The sequence below is a fragment of the Saliphagus sp. GCM10025334 genome (assembly GCF_042663485.1).
Taxonomy (GTDB): domain Archaea; phylum Halobacteriota; class Halobacteria; order Halobacteriales; family Natrialbaceae; genus Natronosalvus.
Genome location: NZ_JBHTAF010000002.1, coordinates 170,095 through 190,667, shown reverse-complemented (window position 1 = coordinate 190,667; position 20,573 = coordinate 170,095). Strand labels below are relative to the sequence as shown.

Annotated in this window: 19 protein-coding genes; 11 read left to right on the top strand and 8 right to left on the bottom strand. The window is 66.3% G+C overall.

Annotation, left to right across the window (positions count from 1 at the left end):
- Nucleotides 1-47: 47 nt before the first annotated feature.
- Nucleotides 48-1,274 carry a DUF7096 domain-containing protein gene (locus ACFQO4_RS09230; RefSeq protein WP_500260643.1) on the bottom strand — a complete coding sequence of 409 codons (1,227 nt, stop codon included), beginning with the start codon at nt 1,272-1,274 and terminating at the stop codon, nt 48-50.
- A gap of 182 nt (nt 1,275-1,456) precedes the next feature.
- Between ACFQO4_RS09230 and ACFQO4_RS09225 the strand changes: the two genes are divergently transcribed.
- The gene (locus tag ACFQO4_RS09225) at nt 1,457-2,782 is read left to right on the top strand and encodes a helix-turn-helix transcriptional regulator (protein WP_500260642.1); all 1,326 of its coding nucleotides are present in this window, start codon (nt 1,457-1,459) and stop codon (nt 2,780-2,782) included.
- Between the two features lie 186 nt (nt 2,783-2,968).
- Nucleotides 2,969-3,862, top strand: a complete 894-nt coding sequence (minD, locus tag ACFQO4_RS09220) for a cell division ATPase MinD (RefSeq protein ID WP_500260641.1) — start codon at nt 2,969-2,971, stop codon at nt 3,860-3,862.
- Between the two features lie 446 nt (nt 3,863-4,308).
- Here minD and ACFQO4_RS09215 read toward each other — a convergent pair whose 3' ends face one another.
- Entirely contained in the window at nt 4,309-5,265 is a 957-nt protein-coding gene (locus ACFQO4_RS09215; RefSeq protein ID WP_500260640.1) for an MBL fold metallo-hydrolase, read from the bottom strand.
- Nucleotides 5,266-5,367: 102 nt separating this feature from the next.
- Between ACFQO4_RS09215 and ACFQO4_RS09210 the strand changes: the two genes are divergently transcribed.
- Together ACFQO4_RS09210 and ACFQO4_RS09205 are read left to right on the top strand one after the other, a co-directional pair.
- Complete coding sequence (locus tag ACFQO4_RS09210) at nt 5,368-8,301, top strand: bacterio-opsin activator domain-containing protein (protein ID WP_500260639.1); 2,934 nt, start codon at nt 5,368-5,370, stop codon at nt 8,299-8,301.
- A 106-nt stretch (nt 8,302-8,407) separates the two neighbouring features.
- Nucleotides 8,408-8,551 (top strand): rubrerythrin-like domain-containing protein, encoded by a 144-nt coding sequence (locus ACFQO4_RS09205; RefSeq protein WP_253430349.1) that lies wholly within the window; start codon nt 8,408-8,410, stop codon nt 8,549-8,551.
- Between the two features lie 141 nt (nt 8,552-8,692).
- Here the strand turns inward: ACFQO4_RS09205 and ACFQO4_RS09200 are convergent, their stop codons facing one another.
- From ACFQO4_RS09200 to ACFQO4_RS09190, 3 genes are all read right to left on the bottom strand, one after another.
- A complete protein-coding gene (locus tag ACFQO4_RS09200) occupies nt 8,693-9,715 on the bottom strand; it encodes an amidohydrolase family protein (RefSeq protein WP_500260638.1) in 1,023 nt (340 codons plus the stop codon).
- A gap of 168 nt (nt 9,716-9,883) precedes the next feature.
- Complete coding sequence (locus ACFQO4_RS09195; RefSeq protein WP_500260637.1) at nt 9,884-11,110, bottom strand: HD domain-containing protein; 1,227 nt, start codon at nt 11,108-11,110, stop codon at nt 9,884-9,886.
- Between the two features lie 48 nt (nt 11,111-11,158).
- The gene (locus ACFQO4_RS09190; RefSeq protein ID WP_500260636.1) at nt 11,159-11,371 is read right to left on the bottom strand and encodes a hypothetical protein; all 213 of its coding nucleotides are present in this window, start codon (nt 11,369-11,371) and stop codon (nt 11,159-11,161) included.
- Between the two features lie 140 nt (nt 11,372-11,511).
- Here ACFQO4_RS09190 and purL point away from each other — a divergent pair, with 140 nt between their 5' ends.
- The 3 genes from purL to ACFQO4_RS09175 all read left to right on the top strand — a co-directional run bounded on the left by purL (nt 11,512) and on the right by ACFQO4_RS09175 (nt 14,933).
- Nucleotides 11,512-13,686, top strand: a complete 2,175-nt coding sequence (gene purL, locus ACFQO4_RS09185; RefSeq protein WP_500260635.1) for a phosphoribosylformylglycinamidine synthase subunit PurL — start codon at nt 11,512-11,514, stop codon at nt 13,684-13,686.
- A 134-nt stretch (nt 13,687-13,820) separates the two neighbouring features.
- Nucleotides 13,821-14,405, top strand: a complete 585-nt coding sequence (locus ACFQO4_RS09180; RefSeq protein WP_500260634.1) for a response regulator transcription factor — start codon at nt 13,821-13,823, stop codon at nt 14,403-14,405.
- 75 nt (nt 14,406-14,480) lie between these two features.
- A complete protein-coding gene (locus ACFQO4_RS09175) occupies nt 14,481-14,933 on the top strand; it encodes a chemotaxis protein CheW (protein WP_500260633.1) in 453 nt (150 codons plus the stop codon).
- A gap of 52 nt (nt 14,934-14,985) precedes the next feature.
- Here the strand turns inward: ACFQO4_RS09175 and ACFQO4_RS09170 are convergent, their stop codons facing one another.
- From ACFQO4_RS09170 to ACFQO4_RS09160, 3 genes are all read right to left on the bottom strand, one after another.
- Nucleotides 14,986-15,492, bottom strand: a complete 507-nt coding sequence (locus ACFQO4_RS09170) for a macro domain-containing protein (protein ID WP_500260632.1) — start codon at nt 15,490-15,492, stop codon at nt 14,986-14,988.
- 147 nt (nt 15,493-15,639) lie between these two features.
- Nucleotides 15,640-16,908 carry a M24 family metallopeptidase gene (locus ACFQO4_RS09165; RefSeq protein WP_500260631.1) on the bottom strand — a complete coding sequence of 423 codons (1,269 nt, stop codon included), beginning with the start codon at nt 16,906-16,908 and terminating at the stop codon, nt 15,640-15,642.
- A gap of 176 nt (nt 16,909-17,084) precedes the next feature.
- Nucleotides 17,085-17,990 carry a cation diffusion facilitator family transporter gene (locus ACFQO4_RS09160; RefSeq protein WP_500260630.1) on the bottom strand — a complete coding sequence of 302 codons (906 nt, stop codon included), beginning with the start codon at nt 17,988-17,990 and terminating at the stop codon, nt 17,085-17,087.
- 199 nt (nt 17,991-18,189) lie between these two features.
- Here ACFQO4_RS09160 and ACFQO4_RS09155 point away from each other — a divergent pair, with 199 nt between their 5' ends.
- From ACFQO4_RS09155 to ACFQO4_RS09140, 4 genes are all read left to right on the top strand, one after another.
- Complete coding sequence (locus ACFQO4_RS09155) at nt 18,190-18,576, top strand: fluoride efflux transporter FluC (RefSeq protein ID WP_500260629.1); 387 nt, start codon at nt 18,190-18,192, stop codon at nt 18,574-18,576.
- A complete protein-coding gene (gene crcB / locus ACFQO4_RS09150) occupies nt 18,573-18,977 on the top strand; it encodes a fluoride efflux transporter CrcB (RefSeq protein ID WP_500260628.1) in 405 nt (134 codons plus the stop codon). The genes ACFQO4_RS09155 and crcB overlap by 4 nt, the downstream gene beginning before the upstream one ends.
- 406 nt (nt 18,978-19,383) lie before the next feature.
- Nucleotides 19,384-19,953, top strand: coding sequence for a magnesium transporter (locus ACFQO4_RS09145; protein WP_500260627.1), 570 nt, complete (start codon nt 19,384-19,386; stop codon nt 19,951-19,953).
- On the top strand, nt 19,953-20,537 hold the full coding sequence (locus tag ACFQO4_RS09140; protein ID WP_500260626.1) for a magnesium transporter: 585 nt from the start codon (nt 19,953-19,955) through the stop codon (nt 20,535-20,537). The genes ACFQO4_RS09145 and ACFQO4_RS09140 overlap by 1 nt, the downstream gene beginning before the upstream one ends.
- Nucleotides 20,538-20,573 lie beyond the last annotated feature (36 nt).

Genomic DNA, 20,573 nt, shown 5'->3' with positions numbered 1-20,573 from the left:
CGGGTATCTCGAGGTGCTGGGTCGACGACGGCTGTCGCGACGGGGTGTTACGTGGCCGGCGTGATCGTCACCGTTTCGTCTGCCGTCTCTACTTCGATTTCGTAGTCGCCCGCCGGCGTTGCCAGCCAGCGGTGTCCGTTGCTCCCCGTCTGTCCGACGGCGACGCCATCGAGACGGATGGTCGCCTCGACCGGTTCGCCGGTCTCGAGGTCGGTCACGCGGATCTCCGCGGGCCCGTCTCCGGGGGTTCGGTTCAGGGTGATCGCGACGGTGTCTCGCTCCCAAGTGTTCTGGTGTTCGATCGGCAGTCGCGAGACGACGAGCGACTGGTGTTCGCGGGCGACGGCTTCGGTCGCCCCGTCGATGTAGCTGTATAGTTCGCCGTGGTCGTGGGAGATTTCGGTCAGGTAGAGGTTCGGACTGGCCGTCGAAGAGAAGTGGTACGAGTTCATGTTGTCCTGCGCCCACGGGTACCGTTCGGACGCGTGGTTCTCGGCCGCGGAGATCGAGTCGAACTGGGAATCGCCGTCTCGGTCACGGAGATCGAAGCGAGTCACCTCTTGGTAGTATTGGCCGCCCGAGATCAGGGAGAGTCGGTACCCAACGTCGCTCGTTTCGATGGTCACCATCGGTGATCGGTCAGTCGTCGAGGCGGCGGCGATTTCGGCGCGCGCCTGGCTCTGGTGGGTCGCGATGGTTCGCGCCATGGGGAGGATGCTATTGCGACTGTATCCGGGAGCCCGGTTGACGACGTACTCGTAGAGGTCGTGGTACTGTCGCTCCAGTTCGTTCGCCTCGTTGTAGTTACGCAACAGTACCTGCGTGAACTCCTGTTCGGTGATGGTGCCGTTCGCGTACGCCTGGACGGCCCGCTGTTCGCGCTCGTCGAGAGCCTGTACGCGCGCTTCTAACCTGTCGCGCGATGCATCGATCAGGTCGGCGCGTTCGTTCGAATCGGTCGTCTCGCCGAACGCTTGCTCGAACGCGAAGTGGCCGGCGTCGGCGCGAACCTCGTCGTCGGCCGACGCGACAGCCGTTCCGAAATCTTGCGTCGGCGAGGTATACGTCCGCTTACTCTCCTCGGGGACGGTGAGTCGATTCGCCGTGTTCTCGAGTTCGAGGAAGGGGCCGCTCGAGTCGTGCGGTGTCAGGGTCGTCGATTGCGTCTCGGTTCCGGTCGTCGACCCGGGAGCGGGGGCGGCAGCGACCAGCGTCACCGCCGGAAGCGCACAGACCAGTAACAACGCCAGGAGGGCGGGGGACGCCTTGGTCATTAGCCACTGCTATAGAACCCCTGGTACAAAAACCCGCCCGTCTCCTAATCGGTCTGGCGTAGCGACAGATAAAACCGCGTTACGAAACGCCTCGAGAGCGTCGGAGACGGTTTACAAGCGGAAATAACGTTTTATTTGGGATGGAAAGGGTTTTTTGCCCTGGGAGATACCCGTTGAGACGTATGCGGTTTCCCCGCGCGAGTGTCGTTGCCCTCACGGTCCTCCTCGTGGCCGCCGCCAGTGTCGGCGTCGTGGCCGCGACCCCGCCCTCCGACCACTCGGCTCACGGACCGTCGTCGCTCGAGCAGTCGCCACTCGTCGTCCAGGACGACGACAGCGACGGTGATGGCGGCCAGCTCCAGCCGGCTGACCCGCAGCAAGTGATCAAGATCAACGTCACGGACAGCGGCGACGCCCGGTGGACGATCGAGAGTCGCTTCCTCCTCGAGGACGCCGAGGACGAGGAGGCGTTCCAGTCGTACGCTGCCTCGGTCGCCAACGGCGAGCGTGACGCCGGCTACGACGCGTCGACATACGAGCGGTACGTGGCCGCGGCCTCGGAGGCGACCGGCCGCGAGATGGCGCTCGTCGACGCCGGGTACGACGAGCCGAGAATCGAAGAGGTCAATCGAAGCAGTCCGATGGGCGAGCAGTCGACCGATCGCGTCGGAGTCGTCGCCTACTCGTTCACGTGGGAGTCGTTCGCGACGACCGAAGGGAGTGAGATTCACGTCGGTGACGCGTTCGAGACACCGGAGGGTGACGGCTCCTGGTTTCCGGCGCTGAACGCCGACCAGCAACTCGTCGTAGATATCCCATCTAACTACGGGTTTCAGTCGTTTCCCGACGATTTCTCGAGACGGGACGATGGGGCACTCGTCTGGGACGGCCCAGTAGAATTCGTCGAGGACGGCGACGACAAACGTGAATTCGTGTTGCTGCGGGGAGAATCTTCTGGCGACGGGACCGACGGGCCCGACGGGACCGGCGGCGAGACACCGCCACCTGAGGATCCGGAATCGTGGGCCTCGACGAGCGTCCTCCTCGGCGGAGCCGCCCTCGCGTTGCTCACCGTGGCCGTCGTCGGTGGCTATCTCGTGACTCAGCGCTCGAGTTCGAGTTCGAGTTCGGGGTCGGGGTCGGGATCGTCCTCAGCACCTGCCTGGCTCCCGGCCCTTGTTCGCGACCGACTCGAGGACGACGAACCGGACGCGCGAGACTCCACGACTCCGCCCGTCGCCCCACCGGATGATCCCCTCGAGGAACCCGACGACGGGGGCGGGATCGACCCCGACCTGCTCAGTGACGAAGAGCGAGTGCTTCGACTCCTGCGGGGCAACGGCGGTCGGATGAAACAGGCCTCGATCGTCAAGGAGACCGGCTGGTCGAACGCCAAGGTCTCCCAGCTGCTCTCGAAGATGGACGACGACGACGAGATCGAGAAACTCCGTATCGGTCGGGAGAACCTCATTACGCTGCCCGAGATCGATCCGACCGAACTCGATTGACGCGCTCCCCGTCGACCATTCAGGTTCACGGCTGCTGGTTTTGCCCTCGAGACTTCGCCCGCCTCGACTCTTCGTCGACCTCGACACCTGTCGAATAGATTCATACCTGCGTCGCGCTGACACGACTCGAGCGGTGTGCTCACGATTTAAGGTCCTCCCGCTACACTGTCCGGCTAGTAATCGAGTATGTCTCAAGAGACGGTATACGCCATCGCGAGTGGAAAAGGCGGTGTCGGGAAGACGACGACGACGGTGAATCTCGGGACGGCCCTCGCCCAGGCGGGCAAACGCGTCGCCATCGTCGACGTCGACCTCGGCATGGCGAACCTGGCCGGGTTCGTGAGCCTGACCCCCGAGTCGACGACGCTCCACGACGTGCTGGCGTCCGACGCGTCGATCGAAGACGCCACGTACAACCTCGCCGAGAACATCGTCGCGATCCCGAGCGGGACGGGGCTCGACGACTACGCCGAAACGAGCCCCGAGGGGCTCCGCGAGGTCGTCGAGACGCTTCGTGAGCAATTCGAGTACGTCCTGCTCGACGTCGGCGCAGGCGTGAGCCACGAGACCGTCCTCCCGCTGGGGCTTGCCGACGCGGTCTTTCTCGTCTCCACCCCGGAACCGGCATCGGTTCACGACGTGAAAAAGACCATCGAGTTGACCGAACGGGCGGGTGGCTCGACGGCCGGGCTGATCGTCACCCGGACGCGCCCGGCGGGCGACGTCTCATACGATGAGATCGCCGACCGACTCGACGTGGCCCTCCTCGGTACGATTCCGGACGATTCACTCGTTCGCGAGAGCGTGTACGCGGGAACGCCCCTCGTCGTGCACGATCCGGAGACTCCAGCTGCGGTCGCCTATCGACGACTCGCCGCGGATCTCGCCGGGATCGAATCGCCTGACGCCCCGAACGACTCCTCGGACGAGGACGCCGAATCCGACGCGACGACGCCCGATCCGTCCTCACCGCTCGCCTCGTCCGACAGGTCGTCGGACGAGGACGCCGAATCGAGCCAGGCGGCCTCCCACGACGACGTCTCGAGCGCGATTACCGAGGCGGAGTCGGACTCGAGCTAGCGCCTCACGCCGGTTTACCCGTTCGAGCGGGTTTCGGAGGTGGGTTTTACCGTCAGACGCGAAATACCTTCTCGAGAGTGCGTCGTGACGACGACCGATCGCCGGAAAGACGAACCCGCAGACGACTACGGCGGCGATCCTCGGCGCGACCGTCGCGCTCGCCCGCAAGTCGTTCGTCGTCGACGGCGTCCTCGATCCGTTCACCGTCGCGCTCGCGACGATCACGTTCGCCCTCTTTCGGCGCGGGGTCGACGCCGTCTACCTAATCTTTGGAGGCGGAAGCGTCGGAATCGCGGCATTCTTCTTGCTGTGACTGCGCTGGCGCGCCGAAACGGGCTCGCTCGAGTGTCGTTGAACGGTCGGCTCGAGGGCGGTTACGACGATCGATCGCCTTGAGCACGTTTGCGACACTCGACAGCCCCGAGTGCCGAATCGCAATCGATCCGTCAGTCGCCCACGTAGTCGAGATAGCCCAGCACGCCGCGGGCGTTCATCGCGGTTTCGGCGCGCGTCTTTCGCTCGCCCCAGACCTCGACGAATCGCTCGTCGGCCTCCGCAGCGAGTGCGTCGACCACGGCCTCGTCGTCCTCGAGTTCCGCTCGCTTTCGTTCCACCCGGCCGACCCACGACTCGAGGACGTCACCGTAGGTCTCGAGCGCGGCCCCCAGGTCGTCGACCTCGCGCGGGCCGAAGTGGGTGTAGAGGAGGACCGACGGATCGATCTCGCGGATCGTCTCGAGGTCGTCCAGGCAGCTCTCGAGGTCGAACTGTGCGGGCGGGGAGGTTTCACGAATCGTCTCGAGTGAGGGGACCCAGATGCCGGCGGCGTCGCCGGTGAAGACGGCGTCCATCTCGGGGACCTCGAAGACGGCCTGGTGGGGCGCGTGGCCGGGCGCGTCGTGGGCGATCAGCGAGTAGTTCCCGAGGTCGATGACGTCGCCGTCTTCGAACGCGACGACGCGCTCTTCCGAGACTGGTTCGGGGTCGACGTAGAACTCCCACTGGTCGCCGACGGCGGCTTTCGTTCCGGCGACGAGGCGCTCGGGATCGATCAGGTGGGGGGCGCCGACGTGGTGGACGTAGACGTCGACGTTCGGGCAGGCCTCGGCAATGAAGCCAGCCCCGCCGGCGTGATCCAGATGGATGTGGGTGACGACGATGGCCTCGAGGTCCCCGCGATCGATTCCGATGGCGTCGAGGGCCTCGAGGATGCGCTCGTGGTTGGTCCCGATGCCCGTCTCGACGACGGCCGGACGCTCGGCGTCGAGGACGTACGCCGCGCCGTACTCGCTCGTACCGTACATGCCGGTGTCGACGTAGTAGAGGTCGTCGCAGCCGCCGGCGTTGACTTCGCGGACGGTTCCGACGTCCGTGTCCGTATTCGTGTCCGCGTCCGTGTCCATACGGAGACGGCGAGGCCGCGGCCGATAAAACCTGCCCCCGAGGCGGTTCCTGAAACGGCCGTCAGGCGGACTACTATAGTGACTCGACGAGAAGGGCCACCGATGGAACGCGGTACCGGCATCGACGAACCCGCACCGAGCACGGCGCTGCTAATCGGCGCCCCGGATTGGATCGAGGCGGTGCGCGCGACCCTCGAGGCGACGGTCCCGAACCTCGAGCCTGTGACGGTTTCGACGGTCGATTCGAACGATCCGCTGGCGTCGTGGGACGGCGACGACCCGGCCGTCGTCCTCGTCGACGGGACTGCGTCGCCAGACGACGGGCGCTCGTTCGTCGAGCGCGTGCGAGCGCGCTGGCCGACCCGGCCGCTGGTGAGCGTTCCGGTCGACGGCGACGAACGCCTCGCCAGCCGGCACCTCGCGGCGGGCGCGAGCGGCTACGTGCCGTTCGACGACCGGGAGTCGCTCCTCCAGGAGATGCTCGACACGGTCCTCGAGGATCGAGACGACTCCGGGAGAGGCCGTTCGGCGTCCGTCGCCCGCCAGCGGGCCCGCCAGTTCGACGCCGTCGCCGACGGACCACCGAGTGGCGATGGCGGCGACGCGTCGGACGCCGGAACGTACCTCTGGGTGCTCGAGGCCGACGGCACGATCGCCGACACCAACCCGGCCGTCCGCGAGGGCCTCGAGACGGGGGCCGATCCGGTCGGCCGCTCGTTCGTGGACCGTCGCTACTGGGCCGTCGAGGCGGTCAGTCCACTCGAGTCGGGGCTCGAGGCCGCCCGATCGGGCGCGTACGCGGAGCGAGAAGTGACGCTCTCGCGTCAGGACGGCGAGGAACGAGCACCTCCGGACGCCGAGGAACGAACGCTCGCGCTCTCGTTTCACCCGATCGAGTCGGGCGAACAGGGGGTGGTGGTCCTCGGCCGCGACGTCACCGAACGCGTCGAGACGATCCGCGAACTCCGGCGCTCGGAGGAACTCCACCGGGTGACGCTCGCGCACATGACCGATACCGTGTTGCTCACCGACGAGGAGGGGCGCTTTACCTACGTCTGCCCGAACGTCCACTTCATCTTCGGCTACACCGCCGCGGAAATCCACGAACTGGGAACGATCGACGCCCTGCTGGGGGAGTTCTACGACGAAGCGGCGCTCGCCGAGAAGGGCGTCCTCACGAACGTCGAGTGCACGGCGACCGACCGGGACGGCGACGAGCACGCGCTGCTCGTGAACGTCCGCGAAGTCTCGATTCAGGACGGCCGCCGGCTGTTTAGCTGCCGCGACGTCACTACTCGCAAGCAGCGCGAGCGCGCGCTCACATCGCTCCACGAGACGGCTCGCGCGCTCCTGTACGCCGAGTCCGAGGTCGAGATCTCTCAGCGCGTCGTCGACGACGTCGAGGCCGTCCTCTCGCTCCCCTCGGCCGCGGTCTATCGCTTCGACACAGCGGCGAACGCGCTCGAGGTGGCGGCCTACAGCGGCGCCGGCGACCGCGGCCGACTCGAGGCGATCTCGCTGGGAGCCGACGACGCGCTCGCGAACGCGTTCGTCGAGGACGAGACGCACGTCTTCGAGGAGCTCGACCCGTCCGATTCGCCCGTCGATGGGCTTCGAAGCGGCGTCATCGTTCCGCTCGCCGACCACGGCGTCTTCCTCGCCGGGACCGCCGATCCCGCCGCGCTCGACGACGTCACGGTCGAGGTCGCGGACCTGCTGGCGGCGACGGCCGAGGCCGCCCTCGACCGGGTGGAACGGAACTCGCGTCTCAGGGCGCGAGATCGGGAACTCAAGCGGCAGAACCAGCGCCTGAGCGCGCTCGATCGAATCAACGAGATCATCCGCGAAATCGGACGGGACCTCGTCCGGGCCGACACCCGCGACGACATCGAGGACGCCGTCTGCGATCGCCTCACCGACGCCGACCGATTTACGTTCGCCTGGATCGGGTCGCTCGACCCGCGAACCGACGAGGTCACGCCCCGCGCCTGGGCCGGCGACGGCCAGGGCTACCTCGACGCGCTCGAGACGCTCGCGGCCGATTCGACGGCAACGGAGCCAGCCTCGCACACCCTCGAGACCCGGTCGCCGACGGTCGTCGAGAACGTCGCGAGCGATCTGCGGGCTGGCGAGTGGCGCTCGCCGGCGCTGACCCGGGGATTCCAATCCATCGCCAGCGTTCCCCTCGCGTACGACGAGTTCAGCTACGGAGCGCTGACGGTCTACGCCGACAGACCCGGCGCCTTCGACGAGACCGCGCGGGAAGTGCTCCGGGAACTCGGCGAGACCATCGCCTCAGCGATCGGGTCGGTCGAACGAACTCACGCCCTGCTAGGCGGGCGCGTAGCCGAACTCACCTACGAGACCGACGTCGAGAACACGGGAACGGCGATCGATCGCCTCGCCCGAACCCTCGAGTGCCGGCTGGACCTCGAGGGAGGCATCCAGCGCCTGGAATCGGGCGTGTTGACGTTCGTCACCGTCTCCGGCTGCTCGGCCGAGGTGGTCGTCGATCGGGCCTCGTCCCTGACCGGTGTCGAGGATGCACACGTCGTCAGCGCGAGCGCGAGTGCGAGCGCGGACGGAGGGCTCGTCCGACTCACGCTCTCCGAGCTGGCGCTCGCGACTCGACTGGCCGAACACGGTGGCGTCGTCCGCCGGCTCACCGCTGATCCCGACGGAACGACGCTCTCGGTGGACGTGCCGAGTCCGGTCGAAACCGCGTCGATCGACGACCTCGTCCGGTCGACCTACCCCGACGCGAGGCTCGCGACCCGCCGGGAACGAACCGGCCCCCCGACGACCGGCGACCGCCTTGAGTCCGCAGTACTGGAGTCGCTCACCGACCGCCAGCTCGAGGTGGTTCGGACTGCCTACCACGCCGGCTACTTCGCGACGCCACGAGCACGAACCGGCTCGGCCGTCGCTGACTCGCTAGATATCTCTCCAACGGCCTTTTCGAACCACGTCAGGGCGGTCGAGCGAACGCTCTTTTCGATCCTGTTCGAGGACTCGTACGCGACGAGGGTTCAATAGTAAACCCTGTATGGCGGCGAGAGGTTTAGAAATGAACCACCACGCCCATCGGCGTCGGGCAAATATTGCACCACGTGGCCACCGACCGTCGCGTGGCCGGCTACCCATGAAGGACGCTCCATACGACCCAGCGGCCGAATCGACTTACGAGTGCCTCGAGTGCGGGGACACGGTCACCGCGACGACGAACCCCGGAACCTGCCCCACGTGCGGGGTCGCTTACCGGAACACGGCGATGCCGATCGAGTGAGAGGCCGGTACGAACAGCAACGGTAGGTGCGGGACGGTCCCCGCTGCCCCGTCTCGTCGCTCGAGACGGGACTCTTTTCTGCGTACTGGACGTTTCCGTCGAGCGGTGCGTTCGTGCGAGCGCGAGCGATTCTGACGATCCTCAGTCGGCGAAGACGACTCGTTTCACGTCGTCGACCCCTGCTCGCCGGACCACCGCCCGGACGGGGTCGCGAACGCCCGCGAGGTTCGGCGAATCGCCGTCGAGCACCAGGACGCGAGCGACGTTTCCAGCCTCGATCGAGCCGTACTCTAGATCCATCAACGCGGCCCCGTTGACCGTCGCCATCCGCAGGATCTCTCGAGCGGAGAGGTCCGAGAGTTTGGCGAGAAACTCCATCTCTCGGAACATCGACGGCGAGTTGAGCATCACGTTGTCGGTGCCCAACGCGAGCGTCGTTCGCTCGACCAGTTCCTCGACGGGCGGGAGGCCGACCCTGGTGACGAGGTTCGAGCGCGGACAGACCACGATGGGAATTTCCTCGCGTGCGATCCGCTCGAGGTGGTCGTCCTCGGGGTGGACGACGTGGACCAGGAACTCCGGCTCGAGGTCCATCGCCGGGTGGAGGTCGCTGGGGTCGGCCTCGCCCGCGTGGATGGCGAAGGGCTTGCCGGCCTCCTGGGTCGCCTCGCGCTCGCGGTCGAAGGAGTCGTCGTTGGCCCCACTGGCTCCGAATCCGTCGCCCGCCTCCATCGCCTCGGGCGATTCGCGGGCGAACGCGTAGGCGTCGATCGCCCGATCCGAGGCGGCCTCGCGAAGCATCTCGACCCCCGCGACGCCGCCCTCTCGAAAGTCGAAGCAGGCCGCCGTGCCGCCGCGTTCCATGTACTCGAGCGAGGTTTGGACGGCCGCGACGAGTTCCTCGCGGCTGGCGTCCCGGAGGAGACGATGTTTGAGGCCGTCGGGCGGCGCGACCAATTCCTCGAGGGTGAGCCCGCCGCCGGCCTCCTTCGCGATGGAGTCGCCGATGTGCGTGTGGGCGTTGATAAACGCCGGGAGCACGACGTCGTCGCTCTCGACCGTTTCCTCCTCGATGGCCTCGATTCGGCCATCGTCGCCGACGATCAGTCGGCCCTCGACTGGCTCGAGGTCCGCTCCCCGAAGGATCGTTCCGGTGAGTTCCATACCGGTCGTTTCGGTCCGGAACCCTTCAACAGTTCGCGTTTCGATGGGGGTCTCGAGTCCAGTTCCTGTACCGCCCTCGCTCGAGTCTGGTTTCTGCTCCTCGCTCGTTCGAGTCCGGCCCCGGTCGCTTCGAAATGAGCGGCGGATTCGCTGGCGCTCGAGGTGACCTCACTCTACGAACTGATCCAGCGTCGCGTACAACCCGTCGCGCACTTCGGTGACGAGCGGACCATCGATGTCGAGGCCCAGCACGTCGACGGCGGCCCGACCGACGGGCTCGCGCACCTCGTCGGGCGAGTAGACGCCGAGTCGCCACTGGGAGTACTGGGCGGCCCGGAGCGCGTCCACGAGCGGGGACTGGCGACCCAGCTGGCGGACGTCGCCATTGACCAGCACGCGCGTCGTGGACTCCTTCATCGACGGCCTCGACGGCACGTCGATGATGACCGTCTCGGGGTCGACGCCCGCGAGGTCGGCAATCTCGCGCTCGAACTCCCGGATAGCCTCGTGGTCGGCCTCGATGATTCCGCCCGGGACGTCGTCGATCTCGGCCCAGACGGCTCGCTTGTACAGGTCACGGTGGTCGAGGCGCCGGGAAAATTCTTCGGTCGCGCTGCTCGAGCGCAACGCGACGATCAGGTCGTGATCGTCCATCCGCTGGAGGGTGTGGGCGTCGGTTTCCTCGGCCTCGAGCAACTGTTCGCCCGCGCGACGGAGCATCGCCTTGCTGATGCGGGCGACGCTGTGGCTGTAGACGGTCGGATTCATCAGCGCGCGAGCGACCAGGAGGCTCTCGGCGGTCTGGACGTTCCCCTCCGCGAGGACGAGTTCGCCGTCGGCGAAGCGAAGCTCGCGAACCAGCCGTCCGTGGTCGATTGTCCCGTAGGGAACCCCCGTGTGGTGGGCGTCGCGCACGAGGTAGTCCATCCGGTCGACGTCCAGTTCTCCGGAGACAATCTGGCCGAAGCGGCCGTTTCCGGCAACTAGGTCCGCGACGGCGTCGGGATCGAGGTCGTGCTCGCGGAGGACGTCGCCGATCTCGCCCGCGGCCAGCAGGTCGTGGACGTCGTCGTGGTACCGACCCGTCTTTCGGTGAGTCAGCTCCTCGAGGTTGTGGCTGAACGGGCCGTGGCCGACGTCGTGGAGGATCGCGGCGGCCTGGACGCGCTCGGCCTCGCGACCCTCGATGCCGAGGTGCTCGAGGGCCTCGCAGGCGAGGTGGTAGACGCCGAGGCTGTGCTCGAAGCGGGTGTGGTTCGCGGAGGGGTAGACGAGCGAGACGGTGCCCAGCTGGGCGACGTTCCGGAGGCGCTGGACGGCGGGCGTGTCGAGGAGGTCCCGCGCCACGCCGTCGACCACGATGTGGTCGTGGACGCTGTCCTTGATGGTTTTCATGCCATCGCATTCGGCGGTCTCGTACAAAAACCGTCGGACACCCGTCGCTCAGGCAGTCTTCTCCGCCTCGAGCGCGTACTCGAGGAACTTCGGCATCAGAACGGCGTCGACGACGGCGAGTCCGAGCGCGAGATAGCGAACGAGCCCCTCGAGGTAGACGATGGCGACGAAGGCGATGATCGTCGCCCCGGAGAGACCGAGTGCGTAGCGGACCATCGGATTCTCGAACGGGTTCGCCTGTTGCGTGTCGGAGGTGCTCATACGAGGAATTCCAGGACGGGCCGGCAAAAGTATACTGGTTCTAACCATTCAAACGCGAATATAAAGTCGATCGACTCGAGACGATGCATGAACGTGAATATGGAAACCCCTTTACTGTCCGACTTTCACCACCTAGGTGAATGAGTGAAGCCGACTCGGACCACGAACTGATCGTCGCCGAACTGGGCCGGGAACCCACACCAGCGGAGGCGGCGCTGTTCGAGAACCTCTGGAGCGAACACTGCGCTTACCGATCCTCGAGACCGCTGCTGTCGGCGTTCGAGAGCGAGGGCGAGCAGGTCGTCGTCGGGCCGGGCGACGACGCGGCAGTCGTGGCGCTGCCTGCTAGTGAGAATACTGGAGAGCAAGACATCTATATCACTCTCGGCATCGAAAGCCACAACCATCCCTCCTACGTCGACCCCTTCGACGGCGCCGCCACCGGTGTCGGCGGCATTGTCCGGGACACCCTCTCGATGGGGGCCTACCCAATCGCACTCACCGACAGCCTCTACTTCGGCCCGTTCGAGAACGAACACTCCCGATACCTCCTCGAGGGCGTCGTCGAAGGAATCAGCCACTACGGGAACTGCATCGGCGTCCCCACCGTCGGCGGCAGTGTCGACTTCCACCCCGACTACGAGGGGAACCCGCTGGTGAACGTCGCCTGCGTCGGCCTCCTCACCGAGGACCGACTCGTGACGGCCGTCGCACAGGACCCAGGGAACGAGCTCGTGCTCGTGGGCAACGCCACCGGCCGCGACGGCCTCGGCGGCGCAAGTTTCGCCAGCGAGGACCTGGCCGAGGACGCCGAAACTGAGGACCGCCCCGCGGTGCAGGTGGGCGACCCCTACGCCGAAAAGCTGCTTATCGAGGCCAACGAGGTCATGATCGACGAGGGGCTGATCGAGTCGGCCCGTGACCTCGGCGCTGCGGGACTGGGCGGCGCCTCGAGCGAACTCGTCGCCAAGGGTGGCCTCGGCGCCGAAATCGCCCTCGAGACGGTCCACCAGCGCGAACCGAACATGTCGGCCCTCGAGATCCTGCTCGCCGAGTCCCAGGAACGGATGTGTTACGAGGTCGATCCCGAAAACGTCGAGCGCGTCCGAGAGATCGCCGAACGCTTCGATCTGGGCTGTTCGGTCATCGGCAAGGTCACGGACGGCAACTACGTCTGTACCTACCAGGGAGAGACCGTCGTCGACGTCGACGCCGAGTTCCTCGGGGACGGGGCACCGATGAACGACCTGCCGTGGGAGGAGCCGAGTGAACCCGAGACCGAGCTCTCCGACACCGATCTCGAGGCCGCCTTCGACGCCGTCGTCGGCTCTCCGAATACCGCCTCCAAGCGGTGGGTCTACCGCCAGTACGACCACGAGGTGGGGGTCCGGACGAGCGTTCCGCCGGGTGACGACGCGGCGATCCTCGCTGTCCGGGACATCGAAACTGGTCTCGCCATCTCCGCCGGTGCCGCCCCGAACTGGACCGCCGCGAACCCGAGAGACGGCGCTCGAGCCGTCGCCCTCGAGAACGCGACCAACCTCGCCGTCAAGGGGGCGACCCCCCTCGCGGCCGTGGACTGTCTCAACGGCGGCAACCCCGAGAAGCCGGACGTCTACGGCGGGTTCAAGGCCATTGTCGACGGCCTGGCCGAAATGTGCGCCGACCTCTCGGTGCCGGTCGTCGGCGGTAACGTCTCCCTGTACAACGACTCGGTGAGCGGCCCCATCCCGCCGACGCCGACGCTCGCGATGGTCGGCACGAAGGCGAGCTACGACGCGCCGGGCCTCGAGGCGCGTTCCGAGGCGTCGTCGCTCCTCCTGGTCGGCGACGACGCCCTCGAGCGCGATTCCTTCGCCCTCGGCGGCTCCGAACTCCTGGCCCAGTTCGGGGGGAGCGACCGGTTTCCCGTCCTCCCCGAGACGCCCACCGAACGGCTCGAGACGCTCGCCGCCGTCGCGAACGCCGACTCGACGCTCGCCACCCACGACGTGAGTCACGGCGGCCTCGCGGTGGCGCTCGCGGAGATGGTGACCGCGGACGTCGGCCTCGAGGTGGCGCTGCCGACCGACGACCTGGAGGCGGGACTGTTTCACGAACTCCCCGGACGGGCAGTGATCCAGACGACCGACCCCGACGCCGTGGTCGAGGCGTTCGATGGCGTCGCGCCCGTCGTCGAGCTGGGCTCGCCAACCGCCGACGGGACGCTGTCGATGACGGTCACGACGGAGGGCGGAAACGAGACGACCGTCCTCGAGCGAACGGCGGCCGACATCGCCGCTCTTCGTACCGTGCTCGAGGCGGAACTCGAGTAGCGACCCGATCGTTCTCGGGTTCGTTCGAACCGTTTATTCAGTTCAGCGGCGTTTTCCAGATCCATCCGCCCGATATATTCATATGGCTCCGTGAGAAGCCTGTCAACTGTCAGCCGATACTGGAGACTATCCCGATGCCATCTGAACCCCACGTCCTGATCGTCGAAGACGAACCCGACCTGGCGACGCTCTACAGCGCCTGGCTCGAGGACGAAGTGACCGTCGAGACCGCCTACGACGGTTCGGACGCCCTCGACGCCATCGACGAGACGATCGACGTCGTGCTCCTCGACCGCCGAATGCCGGGTCTCCCGGGCGACACCGTCCTCGAGACGATTCGGGAACGCGGCCTCGACTGTCGCGTGGCCATGGTGACGGCGGTCGAACCGGACTTCGACATCATCGGACTGGGATTCGACGACTACCTCGTCAAACCGGTCTCGAAGGCCGAACTCACCTCGTTGATCGACCAGTTGCTGTTGCGCTCGAGCTACGACGACCAGCTCCAGCAATTCTTCGCACTCGCGTCGAAAAAGGCGCTCCTGGACGGGCAGAAAACCGCTGCTGAACGACGGGCCAGCCAGGAGTACGCCGTTCTCGAGGACCGCCTGGCGGTGTTGCGGGCGACCGTCGACGATACTATGATGGAGTTATTGGAGCGGGACGTTTACCGCCGCCTCTGTGAAGATCTCTCCAGACAGCCGATTGCAACCGAGTAGTAGAAAAACCGGGCGACTGTGCCCCGATAGGTTGTCGGAACAGTTATTTTCTGGTGGCATCTCACTCTGAACTGAATGACGGAGACTGGCGGCTCGAGCGAGCCGACCGACCGCGTTTCGATACTGCCGTTCGAACTGCAGACGGACGGCTACTGCGTCGAATCCGACCGAGTCTCGTCGGTGCTGGGTGTCGGTGACATCGGCGTCGTCGACGACGCCGAGGATCCCTGGAACGCGGGCGAAATCGCCGTCGGCGGCGAGCGAATCCGGGTCGTCGACCTCGCTCGCGTGTTCGCTGCGCCGACGGCGTCGGTCGATCGCTCGACCGATCCCATGCTCCTCGTGTTCGGCGTCACCGACGACGCCGGCGCCTACTACGGGTGGCTGGTCGACGACGTCGGCATCACCCGACGAGTGGATCGGGACCGCATCGATCCCAATCCGCGGGGCGGCGCGTTCGTTGCGGGTCACCTTTCACTGGAGGAAGAGACGTACCGCTGGCTCGACGAACGAGCGATTCACGACTAGTTGAGATCGTCGTCGATGGCTCCGGACCAGTCACGAAGTCGCTGGCTCCAGTTCAATCTTGACGTCTTCGTACGGCTCGTCGAATCGTCTCGAACTCCCCCTCGTCGTAGGCGATGAATCGCACCTCCTCGAGCGTGGTCGGTTCGTAGGCCTGAATCTCTCGAGCGATGATCTCGGCACCCTCGGCGAGGTCGAAGCCGGCGACGCCACAGCCGAGGGCGGGGATCACGAGCGACTGACAGCCCAGGCCGTCGGCGCGCTCGAGGCTATTCCGGGTGGCGTCGCGAATGCTCTTCACGGTGGCCTCCCCGTCGCCGTAGTGGGGCATCGCCGCCGCGTGGACGACGTACTCGGCCTCGAGGTCGTAGGCGTCCGTGACGGCGACTTCCCCGAGGTCGACCGGTCCGTTCGCCATCGCCTCCTCGTTGATCTCCGGGCCGGCCCCGCGCCGAAGCGCGCCGGCGACGCCCGACCCCATCCGGAGGCTCGTTCCGGCGGCGTTGACGAGGGCGTCTGCGGACTGGTTCGCGATGTCGCCCTGGATGACGTCGAAGTCCATACTCGCGGTACGGTCGGGATCGACAAAAATCGTCGGAGTGACCGATTCTCGCTCGCTCTGCCTGCACGACCGCCGACTCTCGGGCCTCGAGATCGGAGAGTCGAGAGTCGAGACTTGAGCCTCGAGACCCGCCCTCGAACCGAGCGCTCAGTAGTCGATCCGCGTAATCTCCTCGACGGGCCACTGGCTCAGGATCTCGACGCCGTTCTCGCGGACGACGACCATCTCCTCGACGCGTACGCCCTGGTTCTCCGCGGGTTCCTGGGTCTCGACGGCCATCGTCATCCCCTCCTCGATCTCGATCGGATGCTCGGGGGAGAGGCCGCGCCAGATCAGCGGCACCTCGTACAGTTGCAGTCCGAGGCCATGGCCCCAGTGGTTGGTCGTCATTTGCCAGTGTTCGTCGGCGTCGTAGAAGTCGGCGTGCTCGCCTTCCATGTCCGGGAACCCCTGGCAGATTTCGTCGGTCGTGGCACCGGGTTCGATGCGCTCGAGGACGTCGTAGAGGTTGTCGCGGGCGATCTCGTAGGCGTCCTGCTGGGCCTGGGTTGGCTCGCCCATGCTGAAGGTGCGGTAGTAACACGACCGGTAGCCGAGGTAGCCGATGTTGTAGAAGTCGGCGTAGACGAGGTCGCCGGGCCGGATCATCCGGTCGGTGGTGTTCGCCTGGTGTTTCGGCCAGGTGTTCGGCCCGGAGGTGACGTAACCGCCGCCGACGAACGCCCCCTGCTTCCAGAGTTCCTCCGCGGCGGCCCCCCAGAGTTCGGTCTCTTTCGCTCCAGGACGGGCGGTCTCAGTGATCCGCTGGAACCCGGCCTCGCAGATGGCGGCGACCTGGCGCAGACACTCGATCTCGTCGCGGGTCTTGACTTTGCGGGCGTCCTCCATTACCTTCGGGACGGTCTCGGTGTCGACCTCGATTCCGCGGTCCTCGAAGGCGCTCACCAGGCCGGCGTTCCCGACGTCGACGCCCAGCACCTCGTCGTCGACGCCGTACTCCTCGAGGGCGGTCGCCACGGTGTCGGCCATCTTCGCTTTGAGGAAGTCCCGCGCGGAGTCTCGCCCGGAGGCGCGGGGGACGTTGCCGAGTCCGGGGCAGGCGTAGCGGATGTCCTGCAGCCACGGACAGTTGAAGCGCTGGTTGCTTGCGTGGTCGGCGGTATCCCAGTGGATCACGTCGCCTTCCTCGGTGAGAACGGTGTAATGGTCGGCCCCGCTGCCGCCGGTCATCGCCAGGCCGGTGACGTAACGGATGTTCGGGTCCGAAACGAGGAGCATGGCGCCGAGTTCGGTCTCCTGGAGACGCTCGAGGGCGCGCTCCTTTCGCTCGCGGCGCATCCGCTTGACGTCGATGCGCTCCTCCCAGTCGACGGCCTGGGTCCCGCGCGTTCCCTCCATGAAGTCCCGCTGGTACATACTCCTAGGTCACGAACGATCCCTAAGAAACCTATCGACACGCGGACGGCGTGGGGATTACTATACTTTCTATAGTGTGGCGATGCGTTCGAAAATCGTCCTCGTCGTTCTCGCTTCCCTCGAGAGGAGACGAAAGAGATTCGCGGTTGCGGGCCAGGTTCCGGAGGCGAGCCCGGTCAGGACTCGACGTGATCCTTCCACTCGCCGATCCCCGAGGGATCGAGATGGACGTGGGCGTCCCCGACGTCGTCCTGTTCGCGCAGGGCCGTCACGAGCGCCGTCTCGAGGTCGTGGGCGTCCCGCAGGGGCATCTCGCCGTCTACCTCCACGTGGACCTCCACCTCGAGGACCGTCCCGTCGTAGTAGACGGTGAGATCGTGGATCCCCTGTACGCCCGGATGATCCCGGAGCGTCCTGGAGATGGCCTCGCGCTTCTCGCTCGAGGGGGCGGCCCCGACGAGGTAGTCGACGTTCTCGCGGGCGATGGAGACGCCCTGGGAGACGACGATCAGGCTCACGAGGCCGCCCGCGACGGCGTCAAGTTCGGGAACGCCGAAGACGACGCCGAGGACGCCGATCACTGCCGCGAGGGAGGTGTAGATGTCGTTCAGACAGTCGATCGCGAGGGCGTCGAGTGCGGTCGACCCGATCTCGCGGTTGATCGCCTGCGTGTATCGGTAGACGAGGTACATGTCGGCGATCGCGAACGCCAGCGCGCCGAGCAGGAGGGGACTGAAGCTGACGTCGGTGCTATAGAGGAGGCCCTGAACCGACTGGTTGAGCAGGGAGAGGCCCAGCAGGGCGATGACCGCGCCGACGAACAGCGCCGTCAGGGGTTCGATCCGGTCGTGGCCGTGGGGGTGGGTGTCGTCGGGTTCGTCGTAACTGCTCGTCCCCCAGACGAGGACGACGACGCTGGCGACGAGGTCGGCCAGGGAGTGGGCGGCGTCGGCGAGCAGCGAGAAACTGCCAAAGGCGAGACCTGCGGCCCCCTCGACCCCGATTTTGGCGGCGTTACCGAGGACGTTCACCCAGGCTGCTCGCCTGAAGCCGCGCCGGTGCCGGTGTACGTCCTCGCTCATACCCGGTTTAGAGTGAGTCTATCCTTCAACGTTGTCACTCGAGTTCGGGACGCCCCGATACGTTCGAATCCACGTGTTTCGACACGCTCATAGGACCCGCATCCAAATCACGGCGTAGTTGGGCGATGGGGCCCGCCTGATCCAACCGCCGACCGCCACCTCGACGGCGGTCGGCTGACGGTCCCTGGATCAGTCAGCCATGTCCGACACCACACTCACCCGACTCGAGACGCTCGCCCTGATCGCCATCGGTGGCTTCGTCGGGTCGAACCTTCGATTCGTTGCGTTCGGCGCGCTTCCCGAAGAACTCGCCCTCCTCACCGTCAACGTCGTCGGGAGTGCCGTCCTCGGCTTCCTGGTCTACGAGGCCCAGTACCGGGGACGGATCGATCCGGCGACCCGGATCTTTCTGACGACGGGCTTCCTCTCGTCGCTGACGACCTACAGCGGCTTCGCGTTGCAAGCGGGGACCGCCGACGGGCCGCTGCTATTCGGCGCCGTCGTCGTCGGCAACTACGCGCTCGGCTTCGCCGGCGTCCTCGTCGGACGGTCGCTGGCTCGAGCGACGGGTGGTGATCGCTCGTGAACGCCGACCTCCCGCTCGTGTTCGCGAGTGCGGTGGCTCGACTTGCGGACGGCCTCGAGCCAGCCCACCTCGTCGGCGTCGGTGGTGCCGTAGGAGCACTTGCTCGTCACTGGGTGTACCAGCGCCTCTCCTGGGACTCGTTCCCGATCGCGACCCTCGCGGTCAACGTGCTGGGAAGTTTCCTGCTGGGCGTGGTCGCGTTCGCGGATCCGGGACTCGCGACCGCCCAGTTCGTCGGGACGGGAATCTGCGGCGCGTTCACGACGTTTTCGACGTTCTCGGTGGAGACCGTTCAGTTGCTCGAGCGCGGCGACCGTCGCCCGGCAGCCATCGCGGCCGGGTCGAATCTGCTCGCCTCGATAGGCGGGATCTGGCTGGCGTGGTGGCTGGTCACGCTCTGAGCAACGGATTGACGACGGTCGAGCGTACACTGTCGGGTGTTACCACGGGCTGTGCGGAGGAAAACGCCTATCAGACTCGTCTCGGTAACGAACGTACATGTTCACGTGGGCCGCCACTCCCGTCGATCGACACCGACACCGAACTGCGCATCCGGTGTGTCCCCACGCACCGGCGGACGGTTCCGTCGACGAGAGACGCGTCGGCCCGCGTCGCCATCGCTGCTCGCACGTCCGGGGTGAAGTCTATGGGGGCCGCTAAACGGCGATCACCGGGACCGAGCGGGCGAGCGGCGTTCGAGATTGCGACCAGTGAGGATCGACGTGGGGCGTTCGAGGCCGAAACGAGTGAGTCCGGTACCGTACGCGACGCTCGAGCAACCCCGTGCAACCGTACGGAGGCCGCCTCATGAGCGCTCGCGAGGAGTTCGTGTCGATCTATCGGGAGACGCTCCCGGTTCTGTTGATCGCGCTCGGTGGCGGGCTCGTGTCCGGCGTCGTCCTCGAGAACCTCCTCGCGAGCGTCGAACGGTTTCCCGGGCTACTCGTGATGGTACCCGTCTTCCTCGCTACCCGCGGAAACGTCTACGGCGCGCTCGGGGGACGACTCGCCAGCGGCCTCCACCAGGGGCTAATCGAGCCGCGCTTCACGTGGGACGAACGGCTGGTCAACGCAGTCGTGGCCTCCTTCGTCAACGGCATCGGCATCTCGGTCGTCATTGCCGTGATCACGCGACTCGCGCTCGCGGTGCTGGGCTGGGAGTCCGCGGCGCTCTGGGAGTTTCTCGCCATCATGCTCATTTCGGGCGTGCTCACCTCGACTGTGTTGATCTTCGGCCTGCTCCTGGTGCTCTTCGGCGGATACAAGGCGGGCTACGACCCCGACAACCTCGTTGGCCCCATCGTGACGACGCTGGGTGACATCTTCGGCATGCTCTTTCTCGTCTTCGCCGTCACGCTCGTCGGGGTGATCCCCTGATGTCGATTCTCTCTACGGATCGCTCGCTGGGCTCCTGGAGCGCTCGATCGATCGTTACCACGATGTTCCCCCTGTTGATCGTGCTCTCGATCATCGTCCTCGCGGCCGGGATCACTCTGGACCGGGCCGAGGCGCTCCTCGAGGAATATCGCGTGCTCGCGATCATGGTTCCCACCATGGTCGGACTCGGCGGTAATCTCGGCGCAATCTTGAGTTCGCGGCTCTCGAGTCGCCTCCACCTGGGCGTCGCGACGTTCGACGTGCGAGACACGGGTCTCTGGGCGAATATTGCCGCCGTCCTCGCGCTGGCGGTGACAGTCTTTACGGTGCTCGCTATTGGGTCGTATCTGCTCGGTCTCGTGCTCGGTATCGCCGTCGCGCTCCCGGCGCTGCTGTTCATCGCCCTAGTCAGCGGCATCTCGACCGCCGTCATCGCCATCGTCTGCAGTTTCGGCGCGACGTACGCCTCATATCGGCTCGGCGTCGATCCCGACGACCTGACGATCCCGATCGTGACGAATGTCGTTGACGTCTTCGGCATGCTCATCTTCGTCGGGGTCTCGTGGGTCGTGCTGGGGTTCTGACCTCGCCGAATCCGACGCGGCTTTGTACGCCCGGCC